Source organism: Rhodococcus sp. BP-241, from assembly GCF_019836145.1.
Classification (GTDB): Bacteria; Actinomycetota; Actinomycetes; order Mycobacteriales; family Mycobacteriaceae; genus Rhodococcoides.
Window position 1 is genome coordinate 24,300 of sequence record NZ_JABUEI010000003.1, and the last position, 23,305, is coordinate 47,604.

General features: G+C 69.2%; 21 protein-coding genes. 14 read left to right on the forward strand and 7 right to left on the reverse strand.

The genetic code is table 11. From position 1 onward, the window contains the following. The first annotated feature begins 37 nt into the window (after positions 1-37). Positions 38-1,279, forward strand: coding sequence for an MFS transporter (locus tag HQ308_RS06545; protein WP_222645994.1), 1,242 nt, complete (start codon positions 38-40; stop codon positions 1,277-1,279). On the opposite strand, the gene HQ308_RS06550 is transcribed toward HQ308_RS06545, so the two are convergent. After that, positions 1,238-2,260, reverse strand: a complete 1,023-nt coding sequence (locus HQ308_RS06550) for a LacI family DNA-binding transcriptional regulator (RefSeq protein WP_027503728.1) — start codon at positions 2,258-2,260, stop codon at positions 1,238-1,240. The genes HQ308_RS06545 and HQ308_RS06550 overlap by 42 nt on opposite strands. 76 nt (positions 2,261-2,336) lie before the next feature. Between HQ308_RS06550 and HQ308_RS06555 the strand changes: the two genes are divergently transcribed. The 4 genes from HQ308_RS06555 to HQ308_RS06570 are packed head-to-tail and all read left to right on the forward strand — an operon-like array spanning position 2,337 to position 6,029. Next, positions 2,337-3,116, forward strand: a complete 780-nt coding sequence (locus tag HQ308_RS06555; RefSeq protein WP_222645995.1) for an SDR family oxidoreductase — start codon at positions 2,337-2,339, stop codon at positions 3,114-3,116. Beyond that, positions 3,116-4,156: a Gfo/Idh/MocA family oxidoreductase gene (locus tag HQ308_RS06560; RefSeq protein ID WP_037183802.1), complete on the forward strand. Its 1,041-nt coding sequence runs from the start codon at positions 3,116-3,118 to the stop codon at positions 4,154-4,156. Before HQ308_RS06555 ends, HQ308_RS06560 begins: the two co-directional genes overlap by 1 nt. Further along, positions 4,153-5,049 (forward strand): sugar phosphate isomerase/epimerase, encoded by an 897-nt coding sequence (locus HQ308_RS06565; protein WP_027503731.1) that lies wholly within the window; start codon positions 4,153-4,155, stop codon positions 5,047-5,049. The genes HQ308_RS06560 and HQ308_RS06565 overlap by 4 nt, the downstream gene beginning before the upstream one ends. Continuing rightward, positions 5,046-6,029, forward strand: a complete 984-nt coding sequence (locus HQ308_RS06570) for a Gfo/Idh/MocA family oxidoreductase (RefSeq protein ID WP_308115699.1) — start codon at positions 5,046-5,048, stop codon at positions 6,027-6,029. Before HQ308_RS06565 ends, HQ308_RS06570 begins: the two co-directional genes overlap by 4 nt. Before the next feature lie 158 nt (positions 6,030-6,187). Here HQ308_RS06570 and HQ308_RS06575 read toward each other — a convergent pair whose 3' ends face one another. The 3 genes from HQ308_RS06575 to HQ308_RS06585 form a co-directional block, all read right to left on the reverse strand. Next, positions 6,188-7,000 carry an ATP-binding cassette domain-containing protein gene (locus HQ308_RS06575; RefSeq protein WP_027503733.1) on the reverse strand — a complete coding sequence of 271 codons (813 nt, stop codon included), beginning with the start codon at positions 6,998-7,000 and terminating at the stop codon, positions 6,188-6,190. A gap of 8 nt (positions 7,001-7,008) precedes the next feature. Next, positions 7,009-8,067, reverse strand: a complete 1,059-nt coding sequence (locus tag HQ308_RS06580; protein WP_222627218.1) for an ABC transporter permease — start codon at positions 8,065-8,067, stop codon at positions 7,009-7,011. A 169-nt stretch (positions 8,068-8,236) separates the two neighbouring features. Beyond that, positions 8,237-9,418: a Gfo/Idh/MocA family protein gene (locus tag HQ308_RS06585; RefSeq protein ID WP_222645996.1), complete on the reverse strand. Its 1,182-nt coding sequence runs from the start codon at positions 9,416-9,418 to the stop codon at positions 8,237-8,239. 172 nt (positions 9,419-9,590) lie between these two features. Between HQ308_RS06585 and HQ308_RS06590 the strand changes: the two genes are divergently transcribed. Beyond that, on the forward strand, positions 9,591-10,610 hold the full coding sequence (locus HQ308_RS06590; RefSeq protein ID WP_308115700.1) for a LacI family DNA-binding transcriptional regulator: 1,020 nt from the start codon (positions 9,591-9,593) through the stop codon (positions 10,608-10,610). A gap of 82 nt (positions 10,611-10,692) precedes the next feature. Then, positions 10,693-11,691 (forward strand): ABC transporter substrate-binding protein, encoded by a 999-nt coding sequence (locus HQ308_RS06595; RefSeq protein ID WP_222645997.1) that lies wholly within the window; start codon positions 10,693-10,695, stop codon positions 11,689-11,691. A gap of 10 nt (positions 11,692-11,701) precedes the next feature. On the opposite strand, the gene HQ308_RS06600 is transcribed toward HQ308_RS06595, so the two are convergent. Further along, positions 11,702-12,439, reverse strand: a complete 738-nt coding sequence (locus tag HQ308_RS06600; RefSeq protein ID WP_027503738.1) for a GntR family transcriptional regulator — start codon at positions 12,437-12,439, stop codon at positions 11,702-11,704. A gap of 173 nt (positions 12,440-12,612) precedes the next feature. Here HQ308_RS06600 and iolC point away from each other — a divergent pair, with 173 nt between their 5' ends. The 5 genes from iolC to HQ308_RS06625 all read left to right on the forward strand — a co-directional run bounded on the left by iolC (position 12,613) and on the right by HQ308_RS06625 (position 18,842). Next, complete coding sequence (iolC, locus tag HQ308_RS06605; RefSeq protein ID WP_051612912.1) at positions 12,613-13,647, forward strand: 5-dehydro-2-deoxygluconokinase; 1,035 nt, start codon at positions 12,613-12,615, stop codon at positions 13,645-13,647. Then, entirely contained in the window at positions 13,640-14,548 is a 909-nt protein-coding gene (locus HQ308_RS06610; protein WP_222645998.1) for an aldolase, read from the forward strand. Before iolC ends, HQ308_RS06610 begins: the two co-directional genes overlap by 8 nt. Continuing rightward, complete coding sequence (gene iolB / locus HQ308_RS06615; RefSeq protein ID WP_222645999.1) at positions 14,545-15,438, forward strand: 5-deoxy-glucuronate isomerase; 894 nt, start codon at positions 14,545-14,547, stop codon at positions 15,436-15,438. The genes HQ308_RS06610 and iolB overlap by 4 nt, the downstream gene beginning before the upstream one ends. Before the next feature lie 2 nt (positions 15,439-15,440). Further along, the gene (gene iolD / locus HQ308_RS06620; RefSeq protein ID WP_222638737.1) at positions 15,441-17,393 is read left to right on the forward strand and encodes a 3D-(3,5/4)-trihydroxycyclohexane-1,2-dione acylhydrolase (decyclizing); all 1,953 of its coding nucleotides are present in this window, start codon (positions 15,441-15,443) and stop codon (positions 17,391-17,393) included. A 69-nt stretch (positions 17,394-17,462) separates the two neighbouring features. Beyond that, positions 17,463-18,842: a D-alanyl-D-alanine carboxypeptidase family protein gene (locus tag HQ308_RS06625; protein ID WP_222646000.1), complete on the forward strand. Its 1,380-nt coding sequence runs from the start codon at positions 17,463-17,465 to the stop codon at positions 18,840-18,842. 12 nt (positions 18,843-18,854) lie between these two features. On the opposite strand, the gene yhjD is transcribed toward HQ308_RS06625, so the two are convergent. Both yhjD and trpS read right to left on the reverse strand, forming a co-directional pair. Next, on the reverse strand, positions 18,855-19,877 hold the full coding sequence (gene yhjD / locus HQ308_RS06630; RefSeq protein ID WP_222646001.1) for an inner membrane protein YhjD: 1,023 nt from the start codon (positions 19,875-19,877) through the stop codon (positions 18,855-18,857). A 5-nt stretch (positions 19,878-19,882) separates the two neighbouring features. Continuing rightward, positions 19,883-20,926 (reverse strand): tryptophan--tRNA ligase, encoded by a 1,044-nt coding sequence (gene trpS, locus HQ308_RS06635; RefSeq protein ID WP_056447663.1) that lies wholly within the window; start codon positions 20,924-20,926, stop codon positions 19,883-19,885. A 179-nt stretch (positions 20,927-21,105) separates the two neighbouring features. Here trpS and HQ308_RS06640 point away from each other — a divergent pair, with 179 nt between their 5' ends. Further along, positions 21,106-22,122, forward strand: a complete 1,017-nt coding sequence (locus HQ308_RS06640) for an aldose epimerase family protein (RefSeq protein WP_222646002.1) — start codon at positions 21,106-21,108, stop codon at positions 22,120-22,122. Positions 22,123-22,314: 192 nt separating this feature from the next. After that, positions 22,315-23,304 carry an ABC transporter substrate-binding protein gene (locus HQ308_RS06645; protein ID WP_222646003.1) on the forward strand — a complete coding sequence of 330 codons (990 nt, stop codon included), beginning with the start codon at positions 22,315-22,317 and terminating at the stop codon, positions 23,302-23,304. The last annotated feature ends 1 nt before the right edge of the window (position 23,305 follow it).

Below are 23,305 nucleotides of genomic sequence, written 5' to 3' on the forward strand. Positions count from 1 at the left end.
CTGTGCGGTCTCGACGAGGTGGGGCCATAGTTGAGCGGTGACAGAACCCGGGGGCAGCTCGACGACCGAACCCACCATCGGCCGCGGGCTGGTCCTCCTGCTGGCCGTCACCTGCGGTGTCCTGGTCGCGAATCTGTACTACGCGCAACCGCTGCTCGACACGATCGCCCGCTCCTTCGACATCGAGGAGGGCACGGCGGGGATCCTCGTCACCACCGCGCAGATCGGCTACGCCATCGGTCTGGCGTTCCTCGTCCCGCTCGGCGACCTGATCGAACGGCGGCGCCTCATCGTCACCGCCGCCCTGATCTGCGGCGTCGCGGACGGCATCGCCGTGGTGTCCCCCGGCTTCCCGATGCTCGCCGCCGCCCTCGTCCTCGCCGGGGTGGGAGCGTCCGCCGCCATGGTCATCGTCCCGCTCGCCTCGGCCCTCGCCGCGGAGGAGGATCGCGGACGCACCGTGGGCACCGTCATGAGCGGCCTGCTCACCGGAATCCTGCTCGCCCGCACCGTCAGTGGGTTCCTGTCCGAACTGGGCGGCTGGCGGTTGGTCTACGGGGTGGCCGCCGTGGCCATCGGCCTGCTCGCGGTGGTGCTGCGGAAGTACGTCCCGGTGTCGACCCCGGTGGTGACCGACACCTACCGCGGCATTCTCGGCTCCATCCTGACGCTCGTACGCGAACTCCGGGAGCTCCGGTTGCGCATGGCTCTGGGCGCGCTCCTCATGGCCGCGTTCTCGGTGCTGTGGACCGGGCTCGCGTTCCTGCTCGCGGCTCCGCCGTTCTCCTACGGTGACGCCGTCATCGGCCTGTTCGGCATCGCCGGGGTCGCCGGTGCGTTGATGGCACCCATCGCCGGGCGCATGACCGACAAGGGACACGGACGGCGCGCGACGACGCTGTGCCTGACGATCCTGCTGGCCAGCTGGGCGCTGCTCTTCCTCGGATCGGGCAGCTCCGCCGTGTGGGCCGTCGTCGTCCTGATCGTCGGCATCATGGCTCTCGACCTGGGCACCCAGGGCGCGCACATCAGCAATCAGAACGTCGTGTTCGTCCTGGATCCGCCGGCGCGAAACCGTCTCAACACCGCGTACATGGTGAGCTACTTCGGCGGCGGCGTCCTCGGTTCCGTCGCTGCGTCCGTCAGCTATTCCGTCGGTGGGTGGGCGGTGCTGTGCCTCACCGGGGCAGCGATCTCCCTCGCCGCACTCGCCATCTGGCTCCTCGGCCGGAGCGCGTCATCGGGGAGTGTTGTGCGGAGTGACCACGTGCACGGGTGACGGCTCGTCCCGAACACCGTCCAGGGCACCGGCGGCCTGCATGAGCAACCGGCACGCCGACCGCGCGTCGGCACGCAGATCATGGTGCAGCACAGCCGAGATGGAGCGCTCGGCCAGCAGCCGACGGTTGTCCGCGTCGAGGTCGTGGGCGATGAACACCCGGCACCGACGACCCACCCGCTCGAAGGCCCGCACGGTGGCGACGTTGCCGCCGCCGATGGAGTAGACCGCCTCGATGTCGGGGTGCTGCGTCAATGCCTCGACCACCAGGTCCTCGACCGTGTCGTCGAGTCCGCTGCTGCGGGCGATGTCGAACACGGCCCGCGGCACCCCGGACGCCGTGCGGCGCAGGGCCCGACGGAACCCGATCTCCCGTTCACCCTCGTTGCGGAACGTGTCGTGGCTCAATGTGACCAGCACGCTCGACGTCGACTCCCCCAGCCACTGATCGACGAGGTACGCCGCGGTGGCGCCCGCGGCGCCGTCGTCGATGCCCACGTACGCGGTGCGCGCGCTCGACGGCACGTCGCTGACGTAGGTCACCACCGGGATGCCGGCTGCCACGACGGCGTCGAGCGCGTCGGACACCTGCGGATCGTCCGGCGCCTTGACGATCAGTCCGTGCGAGCCGCGCGCGCGGATGCCGTCGAGCGTCTCGAGCATCGCGGGCACCGACTCCGTCTCCCGGAAGTGGAACCGCGACCGGACCACGGCCGGTGACAGCATCGGCAACTCGGCCTCGAGGGCGGACCGCACCTGGGAACAGAACCGCTCGGGTGCCTGCATGACCACGTCGACGAAGAACTTGCGCCCCGACAACCGCAACTGGGTGCGCTGCTTGTCGAGGTCGGCGATGGCCTGGCGCACCTCCGCTCGGGTGTCCTCCCGGACACCGGGCCGCTCGTGCAGCACCCGGTCCACGGTCGCCTCGCTCAGGCCCGACTGCTGCGCGATCTCCCGCACTTTGTAGCGATGTCCCACAGCGGTGTCCTCTCGAGGTGTTTTTGATGCGTTCAGAGTGTTGATCACCGGCGCCGGGACCGCAAGACTTCCCGGTGTGGGCACTCTTCTGGACGACACCGTCGTTCTCGTCAGCGGTGGCACGTCCGGTGTGGGCGCCGCCGTCGTGCGAGCGAGCCTCGCCGCGGGCGCACGCGTGGCCTTCAGCGGCCGACGTGACGAGGTGGGCACCGCGTACGAACGCGAGCTGCGCGCCGACGGCCACGACGCGACCTTCGTGCGCGCCGACATCGCCGACCCCATCGAGGCGATCGCGAGCGTCGAGCGCACCGTCGAGCACTACGGCCGCGTCGATGCCGTGTGCAACGCGGCCGGACTCACCTCCCGAGGGTCACTGCTCGACACCACCCCCGAGCTGTTCGACCAGCACATGGCCGTCAACCTGCGGGGACCGTTCTTCGTCATGCAGGCCGCCGTCCGAGACATGCTCTCGCGCTCGGCTCCCGGCACCATCGTGAACATCGGCTCCGTGAGCGGCCGCGGCGGGCAGTCCTACCTCGCCCCGTACGTGGCGGCGAAGGCCGGCCTGTCGGGGCTGACCAAGAACGCGGCACACGCTCACCGGTTCGACCGGATCCGCATCAACGCACTCGACATCGGCTGGACCGAGACCGAGGGCGAAGCCGTGACGCAGAGGACGTTCCACGACGCGCCGGACGACTGGGCCACCGACGCGGCCGCGCGCATGCCGATGGGCAAGCTCGGACAGCCCGACGAGATCGCCGACATGGTGGTGTTCCTGCTGTCGCCGCGCAGCGGCGTCGTCACCGGCTCGGTCATCGAATGGGATCAACAGGTAGTAGGAGGGCAGGACTGATGGGCAACGACGTTCGGAACCAGCGAATCGGAGTCGTCGGACTGGGACGCATCGGTGCGTTCCACACCGAGACTCTCGCCGGACTCGACGGGGTCTCGAGCCTCGTGGTCACCGACGGACGGCCGGAGGTCACCGACGCCGTCGCCGCGAAGTACGGCGCGGAGAAGGTCGACGGGGTCGACGCGATGCTCACCGCCGGCGTGGACGGCATCGTCGTCGCGGCGGCCACGCCCGCGCACGCCTCGCTGCTGCTGGCCGCGGTGGACGCCGGGATCCCCGTCTTCTGCGAGAAGCCGTTGGCCTTCACCGCCACCGAGAGCAAGGCCGTGGTCGACGGCATCGCGACCTCCGACGTGCCCGTCCAGATCGGGTTCAACCGGCGGTTCGATCCGGCCGTCGCAGCCGCCGAACGTGCCGTGCGCAGTGGGGATCTCGGGTTCCTGCACACCGTGCGGTCCACCACTCTCGACCCCGCTCCCCCGCCGATGGCGTACATCGCGGAGTCCGGCGGCATCTTCCGCGACTGCAGCGTCCACGACTTCGACGTCGTGCGCTGGATCGTCGGCCGCGAGGTCGTGTCCGTGTTCGCCACCGGCTCGAACCAGGGCGATCCCGCGTTCGCCGCCGCCGGCGACGTCGACTCCGCCACCGTGCTCCTGACGTTCGAGGGTGGCGCCGTCGGTGTCGTGTCGAACTCCCGCTACAACGGTCGCGGCTACGACTGCCGGCTCGAGGTCCACGGCCGGGACGACACGGTCGTCGCCGGCTGGGATCCCCACACCCCGGTCCGGAACATGGAAGCGTCTCAGCTCTTCCCGCACGGCGAGCTGTTCCCGTCGGACACGCCCCACGGGTTCTTCATGGACCGGTTCGCCGCCTCCTACCGCGCCGAGCTGTCCGCGTTCCTGGAGGTCTGCGCCGGCACCCGCCCGTCCCCCTGCACCGCGCAGGACGCCCTCGAGGTCGCCTGGATCGCCGAGGCCGCCACCGAATCCCTGCGCCGCGGCGCACCCGTCACCCTGGAAGAGGTCCGCTCATGACCGCCGCACCCGTACGTATCGCCGGAGCACCCATCTCGTGGGGCGTCTGCGAGGTCCCCGGCTGGGGATACCAGATGGACAACGACCGCGTGCTCCGAGAGATGCGCGGCGCCGGACTCACCGCGACGGAGAACGGTCCCGAGGGCTTTCTCCCGGCCGATCCGGCATCCCTGGCCGCAGTGCTCGCCGGTCACGACCTCACCTCCGTCGGGGGCTTCGCTCCCGTTCTGCTGCACGAGGAGTCGCACGATCCGGTGCCGACCATCGCCTCGCTGCTCGACGGCTTCGTGGCCGCGAACGCCGACGTCATCGTCCTCGCCGCGTCCACCGGCCAGGAGGGCTACGACGCCCGTCCGACGCTCACCGCCGATCAGTGGACCGTGTTGCTGCGCAACCTCGATCGTCTCGCCGCCGCCTCCGCCGAGCGGGGAATCCTCGCCGTCGTGCATCCCCACGTCGGCACCATGATCGAGCAGCGCGACGAGGTGCACCGCGTGCTCGACGGCTCCTCCATCCCGCTGTGCCTGGACACCGGGCACCTCATGATCGGCGGCACCGATCCGGCCGAACTGGCCACCGCGGCAGCCGATCGCATCGCGCACGCTCACCTCAAGGACGTCGACGCCGCCCTCGCAGCACGGGTCCAGGCCGGCGAGCTCACCTACACCGACGCGGTCCGCGCCGGCATGTACACGCCGCTCGGAACCGGGGACGTGGGCATCGGCGGCGTCGTCGACTCGCTCCTCGACGCCGGATACACCGGCTGGTTCGTGCTCGAGCAGGACACCATCCTGTCCGAGGAGCCGGGCGAGGTGGGCGGCCCGGTGACGGACGTCGTCGCCAGCGTGCAGCACCTCCACGACATCGTCGCCGCCCGAACGGCCGCGGTGTGACGGCACCTCTGCGCATCGGGGTCCTCGGCGCGTCGCGCATCGCGGAGCAGGCGATCATCGGACCGGCTCACGCGCTCGGTCATCGACTGGTGGTCGTCGCGGCACGCGATCGCGGCCGCGCCGAGGCCTTCGCACAGCGGTACGGCGTCGAGCGCGTCGCCGACGACTACGACGCGGTGATCGACGATCCCGAGGTGGACGCCGTCTACAACCCGCTCGCCAACGCCCTGCACGCCGAGTGGAACATGCGCGCACTGCGCGCCGGCAAGGCCGTCCTGACGGAGAAGCCGTTCGCGCGCAACGCCGCCGAGGCGCGGGCAGTGCGCGATGTGGCTCGCGAGACGGGCGCAGTGATCGTCGAGGGGTTCCACTACCTCTTCCACCCGGTGACGCGGCGGCTGCTGGACATCGCCGCGGACGGCACCCTCGGTCGCCTCACGCGGGTCGAGGTCGTCATGGCCATGCCCGCACCCGCCGACGACGATCCGCGATGGTCGCTCGACCTCGCGGGCGGTTCCGTCATGGACCTGGGCTGCTACGGGCTGCACGTGCACCGCCTGCTCGCCGACGTCGCCGGCGGACCTCCCCGCGTGGTCTCCGCCGTCGCCACCGAACGTGACCCCGGCGTCGACGCGACGTCGACCATCGAACTCGCGTTCCCCGACGGCGCCACCGGCACCGTGACGAACTCGATGGAGCACGCCGAGCACGAGTTCACGGTGCTGCTGACCTTCTCCGAGGGAACGGCGTTCGCGCACAACCACATCAAGCCGAACACCGACGACCGCGTCTCCGTCACGGATGCGTCGGGGACGACGGTGGAGCACCTCGGCACCCGCGCGTCGTACGAGTACCAGCTCGAGGCCTTCGCGGCGCACGTGCAGAGCGGCGCTCCGATCCCCCTCGACGCCGACGACGCGGTGGCCACCATGGAGCTCGTCGATGCCGCGTACACGGCGGCAGGTCTCCCTCTCCGCTAGACCCCGACCGACTGCCCCGCACCCCTTGGCGAAAACCTCGGTGCGGGGCCGTCGTCGTTCGTGCAGTTCTGCTCACGAGCACTCGCGCGCGCGGTCCGGGTGCCGACACGACACGGGCCCCGCACCTCGTGTGAGGTGCGGGGCCCGGGAGTCGAGCGTCAGCGGCGCAGTTCGTGGGTGAGCGTCTCGAGCTCGTCGCCGCCGGCCATCTCCTTGGTGAGATCGTCGAGGCTGATCTCGTCGTAGGAGCAGTCGAGCTTCTGGCGGCCACGGTTGAGCAGCACGAAGTGGTCACCGACCATGTACGCGTGGTGCGGGTTGTGCGTGATGAACACGACGCCGAAGCCCTGCTCCTTGGCTGCCGAGATGTAGCGCAGCACCATGCCGGACTGCTTGACGCCCAGCGCGGCGGTCGGCTCGTCGAGGATGAGGACACGGGCGCCGAAGAAGATGGCGCGGGCGATGGCCACACACTGGCGCTGACCGCCGGAGAGCGAGCCGATGGGGGCGTCCACGTCGGGCAGGTCGATGCCCATCTTGTGGAGTTCCTCCTTGGTCGTCGCGCGCATCGCGGCGGCGTCGAGGGTGCGGAAGACACCCTTCTTCCGGAGCTCCTGGCCCAGGAAGAAGTTGCGCCACACCGGCATCAGGGACACGACGGCGAGGTCCTGGTAGACCGTCGCGATGCCCTTGTCGAGCGCGTCCTTGGGTGAGGAGAACTTGACCTCCTCGCCGTCGACGAGCAGCTGGCCCTCGGTCTGCTGGTGCAGGCCGGCCATGATCTTGATGAGGGTCGACTTGCCGGCACCGTTGTCGCCGAGCACACCGGTGACCTCGCCGGCGCCGACGCGCAGGTTGATCCCGCCGAGGGCGATGATGTTGCCGTAGCTCTTGCCGACGTTCTTCAGCTCGATCAGCGGGGTCTTGCCGCCACTGTTCGATTCGAGGGGAGTCTCGATGGTTGCACTCATGTCAGGTGTCACCTTTTCGCAGCGTAGGAACGGAAGCTGTTGTTGGCGATGACGGCGAAGAGCAGCATCGCACCGAGGAAGAACTTGAACCAGTCCGGGTTCCAGCCGGCGTAGACGATGCCCTGGTTGGTCATACCGAAGATGAAGGCGCCGATGGCCGCACCGATGGCGGTACCGAAACCTCCGGTGAGCAGGCAGCCACCGATGACCGCGGCGATGATGTAGAGGAACTCGTTGCCGACACCCTGGCCGGACTGGACGGTGTTGAAGGCGAAGAGCAGGTGCATGCCGACGAACCAGGCGCAGAAGCCGACGAACATGAACATGCCGATCTTGACCTTGGTCACCGGCACACCGATGGCGCGAGCCGAGTCCTGGTTGCCGCCGACGGCGAAGATCCAGTTGCCGACGCGCGTCTTCATCAGCACGTAGGTGGTGATGAGCGTGAATACGAGCCACCACAGGACGGTGATGCGGACCGAGACACCGAAGACCGAGAACGACGAGGCGAAGACCTTCTTGGCGGACTCGAAGCCGTCCATGTCGGAGATGGACTGCGTCGCGACCTGGCCGGTGACGAGCTTGGTCACCGCGAGGTTGATGCCCGTCAACATCAGGAACGAGGACAGGGTGATGAGGAACGACGGGATCTTCGTCTTCATCACCAGGTACCCGTTGAGGAATCCCACCCCCAGTGCCAGCACCAGGGCGAGGACCGAGCCGATCCACACGTTGAGGTGGAGGTTGTAGGCCAGCATGGACGCGGCGATCGAGGAGAACGTCACCGCCACACCGGTCGACAGGTCGAACTCGCCGCCGATCATGAGGACCGACACGCCGCACGCCATGATGCCGATGGTCGACGAGGCGTACAGCACGGTGGCCAGGGCCTCGGGGCTCCGGAACGGCGGGGCGACGATGGCGAAGAACACGAAGATGATGATGGCGCCGAAGAGGGCACCGATCTCCGGACGGACCAGCAGACGCTGGAACGGCTTCTGCTTCTTCACCCGCTCGTCGGTCACGACGGTATGCGTGGCGAGATCGAGATCTGCCTGAGTGGACATGGACTTCCTTACCTGACGGGGGATTCTCTGCGCTGGCGGAGCATTCGTTCGGATGACACCCCGTGAGGGAGGCGAGCGGCGAACGTTCCGTGTGATGTCGATGTAATACGCATCACAGCCATAAGTCAATACTTTGTTCGGACATTAGGACTGCAGCCGGACATACTCGTTAGAGCGTGACCCACCTTCCCGACTCCACCGACTCCGTCATCGCGTCCAGCACCGAGGCGCTGCGGACAGCATCCCGCACGGTCGCGCCGACGGAGGCGTTCTCGGCGATCGACTGCAGGAAGCGCGCCGCCTCGACCACCTTCAGGTCGTCGTACCCCATCGCGGACGCGGACCCCGGCTGGAAGACGCCGTACTCGCCCGCTCCCGGACCGACGAAGAGCGTCGACTGCGGCTGGTCCTGATACATCGGCTGATCCTCGCCGGCCGCCCGCAGGCCCAGCTGCAGCTCCCCCATCCGACGGAAGTCCCACGAGACCGAGCCCTGGGTCCCGTGGATCTCGAACCCGTAGGAGTTCTGGTCACCCACCGCCACGCGGCTGGCCTCGAGGACACACCGGGCGCCGGTCGCCATGCGCAGCTGCGCGGACACGAAGTCCTCGTTCTCCACCGGGCCCTGCTCACCGCCCGAGGCGCGCATGTGGCCGCTGGTCACCCCCGTCGGCTTGGCACGCTGCGGGATGAAGACGGCGGTGTCCGCCACCAGTGAGGCGATGTCGCCGAGCAGGTACCAGATCAGATCCGCGCCGTGGGACGCCAGATCGCCGAGCACGCCGCTACCGCCGCGCTCACGCTCGAAACGCCAGCTCAATGCGCCGTCCGGGTGGGCCGCGTAGTCACTGAAGAACCGGAAGCGTGCATGCGTCACGTCGCCCAGTTCGCCGGACGCGATGATGCCGCGCGCCTGCTCCACGGCCGGTGCATTGCGGTAGTTGAAGCCCACTGCCGTCTGCACGCCTGCCTTCTCCGCGGCGATCGCCACTGCACGGGCATCGTCCGCCGACAGTCCCACGGGCTTCTCGATCCAGAGGTGCTTCCCGGCCTCGGCCACCGCGACGCCCATCTCCCGGTGCAGGAAGTTCGGCGACGTCACCGACACGGCACCGATGGACGGGTCGGCCACGACGTCGCGCCACGACTCGGTGGACGAGCCGAAGGCGAACTGCTCGGCAGCCGCGGCGGCGCGGCCGGGCACCTCGTCGGCCACGGTCGCGAGAACGGGCAGGGGTCGGAGCGCGGGGTAGTGGTGGCGCACGCGGCTGTAGGCCTGCGTGTGGACGCGGCCCATCCAGCCGAAGCCGACGACGGCGACAGGCAGAGTGGTGAGGCGAGGGTCGGACATGGGTGCACTCCAGACGAGGGGGTTGTTGGACCGTTCCAAACGGTAGACTGTCCGCAGTCTGCCCGTCGCTCGATCGCGCTGTCAACGCTCTTCCGTTCACCGCGTCCGTCCCGCTAGGCTGCGTTTGGCACGGTCCAACTCGGCGGGGCCGCCTCACCGGACGGAGCGAGCCGTGACGAACATCGAGCGGCCACCCACGATCCGCACCGTGGCCAAACGCGCCGGCGTGTCCAAGTCGCTCGTCTCCCTGGTCCTGCACGACTCCCCCAACGTCAGCGACGAGAAGCGCGCGGCCGTGCACGCAGCCATCGACGAGCTGGGGTACCGGCCGAACCTGTCGGCTCGCAACCTGTCCCGGCAACGGACGGACATCGTCGGGGTCCTCATCAACGACCTCCGCAACCCGTGGTTCGTGGACTGCCTCGAGGGCATGGCCCCGGTGCTCGAGGCACACGGGCTGACCATGATGCTCGGCGACGGTCGAGCCGACCGGAGCGGGGACGACACCGTCGTCCGCAAGTTCACCGAACTGCGACTCGACGCGCTCGTCCTGGTCGGCACCCGGTCACCCACTCCCCTGGTCGCCGATGCCGCGACGTCCATGCCGACGGTGATCGTCGCGAGCCGCGACCTCGAACTCCCCCGCGCGGACGTCGTGGCCAACGACGACACCGCGGGATCCGCGCTGGCGGTGGCGCATCTCGCGGAACTGGGTCACCGCCGGATCGCCCACGTGGCCGGGTCGTTCGGCGCCGTGTCCGCCCTGCGCGCCGACAGCTACCGCGCCGCGATGGCGTCGCGCGGTCTGGACACCGACGGCCTCGTCGAAGCGTGCGACCTCACCGAGGACGGCGGATACGACGCCGCCCGGAGACTCCTCGCCCGCACCCCCCGCCCGACCGCCGTGTACGCGGTGAACGACATCGCCGCGGTCGGTGTCATGACGGCCTGTCAGGAAGCGGGACTGACCGTGCCGCAGGACATCTCGATAGTCGGATACGACAACACCTCCATCGCACAACTGCGCCACGTCTCCCTGACGTCGGTGGACAACGCCAGCGCGTCGGTCGGTCGCCAGGCCGCAGCGGCGGTGATCGACCGAATCGCTCGTCCGACGGCAGCCGGCACCCTCGACCTCATCGCGCCGACACTGCAGGTGCGCGGAAGCACGGCACCGCCGGCCGACACGTAGCTCCCCACGCGGCCTCCCAGGTGACTTAGGGTACCCCTACCTCCGCGGTCTCCGGAGGCATCGCGAGCAGCAGGGGTACCGCATGCGCAGCACGACATCACGACGATTCGCCACGGCCGTCGCCGTTCTGACACTCCTCACGGCGGCCGGGTGCAGCAGTGATCAGGCGTCCGACGCGGTGCCCGACAGCGACGCCCCGACGGGCACAGTGACCATCGAGCACGCACTGGGCTCCACCGCGATCGACCGCGCCGAACTCGGGTCCGACCCCCTCATCGTCGCCCTCACCGCTCCGGCCGTGGACGCCGCGCTCGCCCTGGGGGTGCAGCCGGTGGCCTTCGCCTCGGACACGACCGGGGCACCGGACGGCCGCTATCCCTGGCAGTCGGAGCTGGCGGCGGACGTACCGCTCATTCCCGTCCCCGTCGAGGGCACCCTCCCCATCGAGGAGATCGCCTCGTACGCACCGGATCTCATCCTCGCCGACTTCGCCGCGTCGACACCGACCCAGTACGAGCAGTTGACCGCACTGGCCCCGACCATTCCCGTCATCGGCGACACGGTCTCGCCCTACGACGCGCTGACGCGCGCGCTGGGCACGGCGCTCGGCCGCGAGGACGACGCCGACGCGGTGATCGCGCGGACGCGGACCGCCCTTGCCGACGCCGCCGCGGAGCTGCCCGGACTGGCGGGGAGGACGGCGCTGCTGTCGCAGTACATCCCGGCCACCCAGCAGCTCGTCGTGGTGGCCGATCCCGACGACGGCGCCTCGGCGTTCTACCAGGAACTGGGGATGACGCTGCCGGCCGTCGACCTGCCCGCCACGGCCGGCAACCGGCTCGTCGTCGGGCCCGAACGCGTCGACGTCCTGAACTCCGACCTGGTGATCATCCTCGTGAACGGCGGTACCGCCGCCGATCTCGAGGCACTGCCCGGCTGGGCCGATCTGCCCTCGGTGCGCTCGGGCGGCATGCTGATCACGGATTACGCGACCATCATCGCGCTGAACACACCGTCACCGGCGTCGCTGACGTACGCGCTGGAGAAGGTTCGGCCGACGCTCCGGTCGATCGCAGGCTGACGCCTCCGGGTCAGCGGTCGACGAGGGTCGTGTCGAAGTAGTACCGCGACGCGCGGTACACGTGCGACCCGTACTCGACCACCTTGCCGGAGTCGTCGAACGCCGTTCGGTGCATGGTGAGCAGCGGCGCCTTCGGCTTCTCGTCCAGCAGGTGCGCCTCGTCGCGATCGGCCGCCTTCGCCCCGATGCGCTGGCGAGCGAGGCGGATGTGGACTCCTTTGGTGCGAAGCGACTGGTACAGGCCGTGCGCCTCGAGCTCGGCGGGCTCCGGCGCCACGTCGACGGGCATGTAGTTGATCATCAGCGCGAGCGGTTCACCCTTGGTCAGTCGCAGACGCCGCACGGTGACCACCTCGGACTCCGGCCCGATGTTGAGCTCGCGCGCCACGTCCTCGGTGGGCAGCCCGACCGAGTACTCGAGCAACTTCGTCGTCGGGTCCTGGCCGGCGCGCGCCAGGTCGTCGAAGAGGCTGGTGAGCTCCACCGGTCGATGCACCGGGCTCTGCACCACCTGTGTGCCGACGCCACGCTTGCGCACCAGCAGCCCCTTGTCCACCAGTTCCTGGATGGCCCGACGCGTGGTCGGCCTCGACAGGTTCAGGCGCTTCGCGAGGGCGAGCTCGTTCTCGAAGCGGTCACCCGGGGCCAGACTGCCGCCGAGGATCGCGCCCTCGATGGCCTGCGCGAGTTGGTAGTAGAGCGGAACTGGACTCGACCTGTCGAGCTCCACGGCGAGCGGTTGACTCACGTACCAGCTCCGATCCGAAACTAGGCGGGTGTGCGGGCGGGCTGCCCGAGAACAGAGTGTAAGTGACCGTGCGCAATATGACGGCAAGTTAGAATGTCAGGACAAACTATTGACAGGTTGGTGTGGCGCGGAGCACAGTGATACCGGCCCCCACGCACACGCCCCGAGTATCGATGGAGCAGACCTTGACCACAGTGAACAACACCGGCCCCACCGGTGATGCACGTTTCGACGTGCTCGCCATCGGACGCAGCGGAGTCGACATCTATCCCCTGCAGGTCGGTGTGGGCCTCGAGGACGTCGAGACGTTCGGCAAGTTCCTCGGTGGAAGCGCCGCCAACGTCACCGTCGCCGCCGCGCGACTCGGGCGCCGCACCGCGCTGATCTCCGGCGCCGGCGACGATCCGTTCGGCCGCTTCGTGCGCGCCGAGCTCGCCCGCCTCGGCGTCGACAACCGCTACGTCGTGGTCGACGGCCAGTACGCCACCCCGGTCACGTTCTGCGAGATCTTCCCGCCGGACGACTTCCCGCTGTACTTCTACCGCAAGCCCACCGCGCCGGACCTGCAGGTGCGCCCCGAGGACATCGACACCGAGGCCGTCCGGAGCGCCGCTCTGTACTGGTCGACGGTCACCGGTCTGTCCGAGGAGCCTTCGCGCAGTGCACACTTCACCGCCTGGGAGGCGCGTGGACGCGCTCCGCTGACGGTGCTCGACCTCGACTACCGGCCCATGTTCTGGGAGAGCCCCGCCGCCGCGACCGAGCAGGTCCAGCGCGCACTGCGACACGTCACGGTGGCCGTCGGCAACCGCGAGGAGTGCGAGGTCGCCGTCGGCGAGACCGAGCCGGACCGGGCCGCCGACGCGCTGCTCGACATGGGGGTGGAACTGGCGATCGTCAAGCAGGGCCCCAAGGGCGTACTGGGCAAGACGCGCACCGAGCGCGTGGAGGTGCCACCGAACTTCGTCGACGTCGTCAACGGACTCGGTGCCGGCGACAGCTTCGGTGGATCGCTGTGCCACGGACTGCTGTCCGGCTGGCCACTCGAGAAGATCCTCCGCCACGCCAACGCGGCCGGCGCCATCGTCGCGTCGCGCCTCGAATGCTCCACCGCCATGCCCACCGCCGACGAGGTCGCCGCCCTCGCCGAGTCCGCGGTCACCGCACCGGGTTCCGATCTCGCCGATTCCGAGGAAGCACATGTCTGAGACCATCACCGCGACCTGCACCACGTACGCCGACGTCACCGAGATCCGGGCGCAGGACCCGGGCGCGATCGACCGCGCCTGGGCCTCTCGCGTCACCCGTGAGACGGTGCGCGGAGACGGGCGGCTCATGATCGTGGCCGCCGATCACCCCGCCCGCGGTGCCCTGTCGGTCGGCTCGAACCCGACGGCCATGAACAGTCGCACCGAACTGCTCGACCGCCTGCGCACCGCGCTGGCCGACCCGGGAGTCGACGGTGTCCTCGCGACGTCCGAGATTCTCGACGACCTCGTCCTGCTCGGCGCCCTCGATGACAAGGTCGTCATCTCCTCGATGAACCGCGGCGGACTCGCCGGCGCGTCGTTCGAGCTCGACGACCGGATGACCGGCGCGACCGCGGCGTCCACCGCGAAGGCGCGGATGAACGGCGCCAAGATGCTGACCCGCATCGACCTCGACGATCCCGGCACGCTCGGCACCCTCACCGCCTGCGCGCAGGCCATCGACGAACTCGCGGCCGAGGGCCTCATGGCCATGGTCGAGCCGTTCCTGTCGTCGCGCCGCGACGGCAAGGTGGTCAACGATCTGCGTGCCGACGCCGTCATCAAGTCCATCCACATCGCCCAGGGCCTCGGCGCCTCGTCGGCGTACACCTGGATGAAGCTGCCCGTGGTCGACGAGATGGAGCGCGTCATGGACGCCACCACGCTCCCGACGCTGCTCCTCGGCGGCGACCCGCAGACCGCGCCCGACGAGACCTTCGCCAGTTGGGCACGCGCCCTGAAGATCCCCGCCGTCCGCGGCCTCATCGTGGGCCGCACACTGCTCTACCCGAAGGACGGCGACGTCGCCACCGCGGTGGCGACCGCAGTCGACATGGTGCGGGGCGGGGCGGACGAGTGAACAGCGAGTTCTACATTCCCGCCGTCCCCGGCGCCGGAGTCACCGTCACCCCGGAGAGCGCGGGATGGACCGAGTCCAGTCTGCGCACAGTGCTTCTCGCACACGGCGAGTCCGTCGATCTCACCTCCGACGACGACGAGATCATGGTGGTCCCTCTGCAGGGATCCGCGACCGTCACGTGCGGCGAGGAGTCGTTCGCACTGACGGGGCGCGCGTCGGTCTTCGACGGGCCCTCCGACTTCGCGTACGTCGGCCGTGACAGCAGCTACACCCTCCGCAGCGAGCAGGGTGGACGTTTCGCGTTGTGCGGCGCACGCGCCTCGCGGGCCCTGCCGTTCCGCTACGTTCCCGCCGCCGACGTCGCCGTCGAACTGCGCGGCGCGGGCAACTGCAGCCGTCAGGTGCACAACTTCGGCACCGCCGACACGTTCGAGGCCGACTCGCTCATCGCGTGCGAGGTCATCACCCCCGGCGGCAACTGGTCGTCCTACCCCGGCCACAAGCACGACGAGGAGACCGAGACCGAATCGGCACTCGAGGAGATCTACTACTTCGAGATCGACAGTGGCCGTGACGGTTCCGCCGGTTTCGGATACCACCGCGTGTACGGCACACCCGAGCGTCCCATCGAGGTGCTCGAAGAGGTGCGCACGGGTGACGTCGTCCTCGTCCCGCACGGGTATCACGGGCCGTCCGTCGCGGCGCCCGGCTACCACATGTACTACCTCAACGTCATGGCCGGACCGGGCAGCGAGCGCGCCTGGAAGATCGTCGACGATCCCGACCACACCTGGATCCGCAGCACGTGGGACGGCCAGGACGTCGATCCACGCCTCCCCCTCACCCCCCGACCTCCGCTGGACTCAGCGCACCGTGGAAAAGGAGCCTGACGATGGTGTCCACCGCACCGATGTCACAGAGCAAGACCGAGAACGCCGAGCCGATGGTGCACCTCACGGTGTCCCAGGCCATCGTCCGCTTCCTCGCCAACCAGTACGTCGAGCGTGACGGGGTCCGGACCAAGTTCTTCGCGGGCTGCTTCGGCATCTTCGGCCACGGCAACGTCGCCGGTCTCGGACAGGCGTTGCTGCAGGCCGAGATCGACGCCGTCGAGGCGGGCACCGAGCCGGAGCTTCCCTACGTCCTCGGCCGCAACGAGCAGGCCATGGTGCACAGCGCCGTCGGCTTCGCCCGCCAGAAGGACCGTCTCCAGACCTGGGCCGTCAGCGCCAGTGTCGGACCGGGCTCGACCAACATGCTCACCGGCGCGGCGCTGGCCACCATCAACCGGTTGCCCGTCCTGCTGCTCCCGGCGGACACCTTCGCCACCCGCGCCTCCTCACCGGTGCTGCAGGAGCTCGAGCTCCCGTCCAGCGGCGACGTCACCGTCAACGACGCGTTCAAGCCGCTCTCGCGCTACTTCGATCGAGTGTGGCGCGCCGAGCAACTGCCCGCGGCTCTGCTCGGCGCCATGCGCGTCCTCACCGACCCGGTGGAGACCGGCGCCGCCACGGTCGCCGTCCCGCAGGACGTCCAGGCCGAGGCACACGACTGGCCCGAGTCGTTCTTCGCGCCGCGCACCTGGCACGTCGCCCGCCCGCTGCCCGAGCGGTCCGTCGTCGCCCGCGCCGCCGAGATCATCCGCTCGGCGAAGGCGCCGCTGATCGTCGCCGGCGGCGGCGTCATCTACTCCGGTGCCACCGAGGCGCTCGCGTCGTTCGCGGAGAAGACCGGAATCCCCGTCGGCCAGAGCCAGGCCGGCAAGGGCTCCCTCGTGTACGACCACCCGCAGTCGGTCGGCGCGATCGGGTCCACCGGCACCACGGCCGCCAACGCCCTCGCGACCGAGGCCGACGTCGTCATCGGGATCGGCACGCGCTACAGCGATTTCACCAGCGCGTCGCGCACGGCCTTCTCCAACCCCGACGTGCGGTTCGTCAACATCAACGTCGCCTCCATCGACTCGGTCAAGCAGGGCGGTCTCTCCGTGGTCGCCGACGCCCGCGAGGCCCTCGAAGCACTGACGGACGCGCTCGCGGACCACGAGGTGAGCGCCGAGTACCGTGCGCGCGCCACCGAACTCGCCGCCGAGTGGGATCGCACGGTCGCCTCGGTCTACGCCGTGGACGACGACAACCTCGGCATGAACCAGAACCAGGTCATCGGTCTCACCAACTCGCTGTCCGACCCACGCGACATCGTCGTGTGCGCCGCCGGCTCGATGCCCGGAGACCTCCACAAGCTGTGGCGCACACGCGATGCCAAGGGCTACCACGTCGAGTACGGGTTCTCCTGCATGGGCTACGAGGTGGCCGGCGGCATCGGCGTCAAGATGGCGGCACCGGATCGCGACGTCTTCGTCATGGTCGGCGACGGCAGCTACCTCATGATGGCCACCGAGCTGGTCACCGCGGTCCAGGAGGGCGTGAAGGTCATCCTGGTGCTGGTGCAGAACCACGGCTTCGCCTCCATCGGATCACTGTCGGAGTCGCTCGGCTCCCAGCGCTTCGGCACCGCGTACCGCTACCGATCCGAGTCCGGTCGACTCGACGGCGGTGTGCTGCCCGTCGATCTGGCGGCCAACGCACAGAGTCTCGGCGCCGACGTCATCCGCGTGAACACCGCCGGCGAGTTCGCCGACGCCGTCAAAGTGGCCAAGGCGGCGGACCGCTGCACGGTCATCCACGTCGAGACCGATCCGCTGATCGCCGCGCCGGACAGCGAGTCCTGGTGGGACGTCCCGGTCAGCGCCACCTCGACGCTCGAGAGCACGCAGACGGCGTACGAGACGTACGAGGCGTGGAAGAAGGTCCAGCGGCCGTACCTCCGGCCGTCCGCCGACTGACTTCTCGATCCGGACACACCCGGTCACCCGGGGCGGCGTGCGCGAGCGCGCCGCCTAGGGTGACCGGTGATGAACATTCACGACCGCACCGGACGCGGCCGACGGACAGCCGCGGCGATCGCGACGGCGGTCGTGCTCGTGGGTACGCCGGCACTCCTTCCGAGTCTCGCCGGGGCGCAGCCCGCACCGCCTCCGACGTCCACCCCGTTCCGGACGCCCGACACCGACGCCTGTCCCCACCGTGACGTGCCACCACCGGCCATCGATGCGTCCGAGGTCCCCGCTCCCGGCGACGCGGAACCGCAGCCCGTACCCGTCCCGGCCGAGACGGTCGGCGGCGAGGAACTGGCGGCGTGCGGTGTGATCACCGCGGCCGGTGCGCCCGCTCTTCCCGCGGACATCTCGGCGGCGGGATGGGTGCTCACCGATCTCGACTCCGGCGCGGTGATCGCGGCGAAGGATCCGCACGGCCGGTACCGGCCGGCGAGCACGATCAAGGTCCTGCTGGCGCTCGTCGCGCTCGACGAGCTCGATCTCGATCGCACCGTGGTGGCCACCGCGGAGGACGCGGCCGCCGAGGGCAGCGCGGTGGGCATCGGTACCGGCGGCGTGTACTCGGTGCGCCAGCTGATGCAGGGGCTGGTGATGGCGTCGGGGAACGATGCCGCGCACGCCCTCGCCGTCCAGCTCGGCGGCGTCGACACCGCCGTGGAGAAGATGAACGCGAAGGCCCGTGAGCTCGGTGCCCTGGACACGCGCACCGCGTCGCCGTCGGGTCTCGACGGACCGGGCATGGCCTGCTCACCCTACGATCTGGCGCTCATCTTCCGGGCCGCGATGGATGATCCGACCTTCGCGGAACTCGTTGCCACCGAATCGGTTCCGTTCCCGGGCTATCCCAAGGACGCGTCGAAGCCGGACAATCCCTCGCGGCCCGACATGCCCGGCGTGCCGGTGAACCCCGATCTGCCGCTCAACGAGGACCGGCCGGGCTTCACCCTCGCCAGCGACAATGCGCTGCTGTTCAACTACCCGGATGCACTGGGCGGCAAGAACGGCTACACCGACGACGCACGCCAGACCTTCGTCGGCGCGGCCGAACGCGGTGGCCGCCGGTTGGCCGTGTCGCTCATGAATGCCGACGTGCTGCCCATCCGGCCCTGGGAGCAGGCCGCCCGCCTGCTCGACTACGGCTTCACGCAGCCTGCCGACACGGTGGTGGGCACCCTGGTGACCGGGAGCCCGGACGCGGCGGCGGCGCCGACCTCGTCGACCCCCGCCTCGACCACGCCGACCGATCGGCGGACCGAGGCGAGCAGTGGCGGCGCCTATGCCGGAGTGGACGACGAGAGCGAGGTGGCGATCAGGGTCGGTGCGGGAGTTCTGGGTCTGATCGTCGTGATCGGGCTCCTCCTGTGGGCGCGCACGCTGCACCGCAGACGGTCCTGACCACGCTGCACGTCAGCGTCGGCGCCGGCCGCGCCATCCGCCCAGGCCGAGCACGGTGAGCACGCCGGCGCCGACGAGAGCTGCCGCACCGGCGGGTGAGACCCCTTCGCGGACCACCACGTGCGGTGCGATCACCGCACTGTCGGGCACGGCGGGTGCCGCGAGGGACAGGTTCTCCGTGGCCGTCGCCGCCCATGCCGTCGAGAACAAGAGGAAGCGTGACGTCGTGAAGGCGAACACGAGGATGCCGATGATCGGTCCGAACGTGGCACCGGCCGGACCGGACGTGACGCTCTCGAGGTAGACCGCGCCGACCTGCTTGAAGATCTCGAACACCACGGCCGCCAACAGCGCGGCGCGTGCCGCGCTGCGCACGGTCACGGGCTCACGGGGCAGCCGGGCGATGACCCACACGAACAGTGCCCACGTCGCGGCGATGGCCAGGGCGAACGACGCGATCTGCACGGCGACGCCGACACCGGGAACGTCGTCCAGATCGACGGCCTTCAGGAGTGCGGGGAGCACCGACCCGCTGGCCACCGCCGACAGGCCGAGCGAGATCACCAGGGCCAGACCCAGACCGAGCAGCGCTCCGAGATCCTTGGCCTTGGTGGCCAGGAAGCTGCCCGCCTCGTGCGGCGTCTCCCACATCGCGGTGAGCGCCTCCCGCAGATTGGCCGTCCATCCGAGGCCTGCGTAGAGCGCACCCAGGAGACCGATGATGCCCACGCTGGTGCGCGACTCGATGGCACTCGAGACCAGTTCGTTGATGGTGCCCGCGAAACTCCCGGGAACGTTCTCGGCGATCTGGGACTGCAGTTCCGTCAACAGGTCCGGCCGGGAGGCGAGAACGAAGCCCACCACGGCGAACGCGACCATCAGCAGCGGGAAGAGGGCCAGAACGCTGAAGTAGGTGATACCCGCGGCGTAGTAGTCGCCCTTCTGCTGCTGGTACACCGAGCCGGCCCGCGCGAGGTGATCGAACCACGGCCACCGCCGTCGACGTTCCTCGATGATCGCCGCGAAGTCCGGCATGGCGCTCAGCCTTTCGGTGGAAGGAATCCGACCCGGTCGTACACCTGTGCCAGCGTCCTGGACGCGATCGAGCGTGCGTGCTCGGCCCCGTCCCGAAGAATCCGGTCGAGTTCGGCCGGGTCGTTCATGTACTCCGTGAACGCCGTGCGCACCGGGGCGGAGAACGCCGACACCGCATCCGCGGTGTCGCTCTTGAGATCACCGTATCCCTTTCCGACGTATCCCTCGACGAGCGTCGCGACGGGCGTGCCGGTGAGGGCGGACTGGATGGTGAGCAGATTGCTGACACCGGGCTTCTCCGCCGTGTCGTAGCGGATCTCACGCTCGTTGTCGGTGACCGCCGAGCGAATCTTCTTGGCCGACACGGCGGGGTCGTCCAGGATGTCGATCCGGCCCGACACGCCGGAGCCGGACTTGCTCATCTTCGCCGTCGGCTCCTGCAGGTCGTAGATCTTCGCGATACCGGTGACGATGTGCGCCTCCGGCACGACGAACGTCTTCTTGTAGCGCGAGTTGAAGCGTTGGGCGAGATCGCGGGTCAGCTCGAGGTGCTGGCGCTGGTCCTCCCCCACGGGCACTCGCTGCGGGCGGTAGAGCAGGATGTCCGCGGCCTGCAGCACGGGGTAGGTGAACAGGCCCACACTCGCCTGATCGCTGCCCTGGCGTGCCGACTTGTCCTTGAACTGCGTCATGCGGCCGGCCTCGCCGAATCCGGTGATGCAGTTGAGAACCCATGCGAGTTGGGCGTGTTCGGGTACATGGGACTGCACGAACAGCGTGGAGCGCGCGGGGTCGATGCCGACGGCCAGCAACTGCGCTGCGGCGCGGCGAGTCCGGGCGCGCAACTCCTTCGGATCCTGCGGCACCGTGATGGCGTGCAGGTCCGGAATGAAGTAGAAGGCGTCGTACTCGTCCTGCAGTTCGACCCATTGCCGCACCGCGCCCAGGTAGTTGCCCAGGTGGAAGGAATCCGCCGTGGGCTGGATGCCGGAGAGCACTCGGTGCCGAGGTGCGACTCCTGCGCTGTCGGTCGCGGTGTCGGTCGTCATGATCTACAGATTCAATCACCTCTGGTCGCAGGGTCTGCGCCATGACCGTCGCAGGGTCTGCGCCATGACCGTCGCAGGGTCTGCGCCATGACCGTCGCAGGGTCTGCGCCATGACCGTCGCAGGGTCTGCGCCATGACCGTCGCAGGGTCTGCGCCATGACCGTCGTAGGGTCTGCGCCATGACCACTGACAGGACGTCCGACACCGCCGTGACCATCGGCTCGGCGCCGGGGATCGAGGTGGAGGTGCTGCCGTACGGTGCGACCCTGCTGCGCCTGACCGTCACGGGCGGGGACGGTGTACGCCGCGACGTGTCGGTCGGCGTCGCCGGCGAAGCCGAGTTGCGCGCGGGCACGGACTACCTCGGGGCGACCGTGGGGCGCTACGCCAATCGCATCGCGCACGGGCGATTCGACCTCGACGGTGAGCGGGTGGAGGTGTCGCGCAACGACGGCGACAACCACCTGCACGGCGGAGTCGACGGCTTCGACTCCCGCACCTGGACGGTGGAGCGGGTCACCGCCGACGAGGTGGAACTGTCCCTGGTGAGTCCCGACGGCGACCAGGGCTACCCCGGCGAGGTGCGGGCACGCGCCGTCTACTCGGTCCGGGGAGACACGATGCGCATCGAGTACCTCGCGCAGACCTCACGTACGACAGTGGTGAACCTGACCAGCCATGCCTACATCGAACTCGACGGACACGGTGTCGACGACCTCGAACTGCAGGTGGACGCGGCCTCGTTCGTGCCCGTGGACTCCGCGGGAATTCCCACGAACGGTGTCGTCCCGGTCGACGGCACGGCACTCGACCTGCGGCTCCCGCGCCGCATCGGCGACGTCGTCCGGTCCGACGATCCTCATGTGGCGGCCACGCGAGGGGTGGACCACAACTTCGTCCTCGACGGACCCGAGGACGGCGGGGAGTTGCGCCGCGCCGCGCGTGTCACGTCGCATCGCAGCGACACGACGCTCGAGGTGTGGACGAATCGGCCCGGGCTGCAGGTCTACACCGGCAACTTCCTCGACGGCAGCACCGTGTCCCGACGCGGTACCGCGCTGCGTCAGGGCGACGGACTCGCGCTCGAGCCCCAGTTCTTCCCCGACAGCCCGAACCGGCCGGCGTTCCCGTCGGCCGTCCTGCGCCCGGGCGAGACGTCTCGCTGCGTGATCGAGTACAGGTTCGCCGCACGATAGTCGGCCCACCTCCAGCCTTCCCGCGGTGTGGTCGTCCGGCCCTCCCGCGTCACGACCGGCCCATGATGCCATTGATGTGAGCGTTCACATCTAGTTTCGGCAATGTTCGCGAACCCCTTGACGCAGACAAATGTTAACGCTCACACTCTGTGTCACGCGTCACACGGAGTGATGCCTACAGAGGAGACCACGATGACGTCGAAGAGAGTCGTTGCAGCGAGCACGTTCCTGGTGAGCAGTGCGCTGATCCTGAGTGCCTGCGGCGGCGGAGGCGACTCCGCGAGCGACGGAGGCGGGACCGTCCTGGGTTTCTCGCAGGTCGGAGCCGAGAGCGGCTGGCGCACCGCCAACACCACGTCGATCCAGGGCGCGGCGAGCGAGGCCGGAATCGATCTCAAGTTCTCCGACGCACAGCAGAAGCAGGAGAACCAGATCAAGGCCATCCGCACCTACATCCAGCAGAAGGTGGACGTGATCGCCTTCAGCCCCGTCGTCGAGACGGGCTGGGAGCCGGTGCTGCAGGAAGCGAAGCGCGCGAACATCCCCGTGATCCTCACCGACCGCTCGGTCGACACGACGGACGAGTCGCTGTACGCCACGTTCCTCGGATCCGACTTCGTCGCCGAGGGCGTCAAGGCCGGCGACTGGCTCGTCGAGAACAGCGCGACGTCGGACGTCAACGCCGACGGACGCATCAACGTGGTCGAGCTCGAGGGCACGACGGGTGCCGCACCGGCCATCGATCGCGCCGAGGGCTTCCGCGAGGCCATCGCCGCACAACCGACCATCGCCATCTCCAAGTCCCAGACCGGTGACTTCACCCGCGACGGCGGCAAGCAGGTCATGGAGTCGTTCCTGAACTCCGACAAGGCCATCGACGTGGTCTACGCCCACAACGACGACATGGGCCTCGGCGCCATCGAGGCCATCGAGGCGGCCGGCCTCGTCCCCGGCAAGGACATCAAGATCATCACCGTCGACGCGGTCAAGGACGGCATGCAGGCGCTGGCCGACGGCAAGATCGACTACATCGTCGAGTGCAACCCGCTGCTCGGACCGCAACTGATGGACCTGACGAAGAAGGTCGTCGCCGGCGAAGAGGTACCCAAGCGCGTGGTCACCGAGGAGACCACGTTCACCCGCGAGCAGGCCGCCTCCGTGCTCGCCGACCGCCAGTACTGAC

What these genes read in the sequence shown, in the direction of transcription:
- HQ308_RS06560 (WP_037183802.1), top strand. Translation starts at nt 3,116, where the DNA reads ATGGGCAACGACGTTCGGAACCAGCGAATCGGAGTCGTCGGACTGGGA.
- HQ308_RS06565 (WP_027503731.1), top strand. Translation starts at nt 4,153, where the DNA reads ATGACCGCCGCACCCGTACGTATCGCCGGAGCACCCATCTCGTGGGGC.
- HQ308_RS06575 (WP_027503733.1), bottom strand. Translation starts at nt 7,000, where the DNA reads ATGAGTGCAACCATCGAGACTCCCCTCGAATCGAACAGTGGCGGCAAG.
- HQ308_RS06580 (WP_222627218.1), bottom strand. Translation starts at nt 8,067, where the DNA reads ATGTCCACTCAGGCAGATCTCGATCTCGCCACGCATACCGTCGTGACC.
- HQ308_RS06585 (WP_222645996.1), bottom strand. Translation starts at nt 9,418, where the DNA reads ATGTCCGACCCTCGCCTCACCACTCTGCCTGTCGCCGTCGTCGGCTTC.
- HQ308_RS06595 (WP_222645997.1), top strand. Translation starts at nt 10,693, where the DNA reads ATGCGCAGCACGACATCACGACGATTCGCCACGGCCGTCGCCGTTCTG.
- iolC (WP_051612912.1), top strand. Translation starts at nt 12,613, where the DNA reads ATGGAGCAGACCTTGACCACAGTGAACAACACCGGCCCCACCGGTGAT.
- HQ308_RS06610 (WP_222645998.1), top strand. Translation starts at nt 13,640, where the DNA reads ATGTCTGAGACCATCACCGCGACCTGCACCACGTACGCCGACGTCACC.
- iolD (WP_222638737.1), top strand. Translation starts at nt 15,441, where the DNA reads ATGGTGTCCACCGCACCGATGTCACAGAGCAAGACCGAGAACGCCGAG.
- HQ308_RS06625 (WP_222646000.1), top strand. Translation starts at nt 17,463, where the DNA reads ATGAACATTCACGACCGCACCGGACGCGGCCGACGGACAGCCGCGGCG.
- yhjD (WP_222646001.1), bottom strand. Translation starts at nt 19,877, where the DNA reads ATGCCGGACTTCGCGGCGATCATCGAGGAACGTCGACGGCGGTGGCCG.
- trpS (WP_056447663.1), bottom strand. Translation starts at nt 20,926, where the DNA reads ATGACGACCGACACCGCGACCGACAGCGCAGGAGTCGCACCTCGGCAC.
- HQ308_RS06640 (WP_222646002.1), top strand. Translation starts at nt 21,106, where the DNA reads ATGACCACTGACAGGACGTCCGACACCGCCGTGACCATCGGCTCGGCG.
- HQ308_RS06645 (WP_222646003.1), top strand. Translation starts at nt 22,315, where the DNA reads ATGACGTCGAAGAGAGTCGTTGCAGCGAGCACGTTCCTGGTGAGCAGT.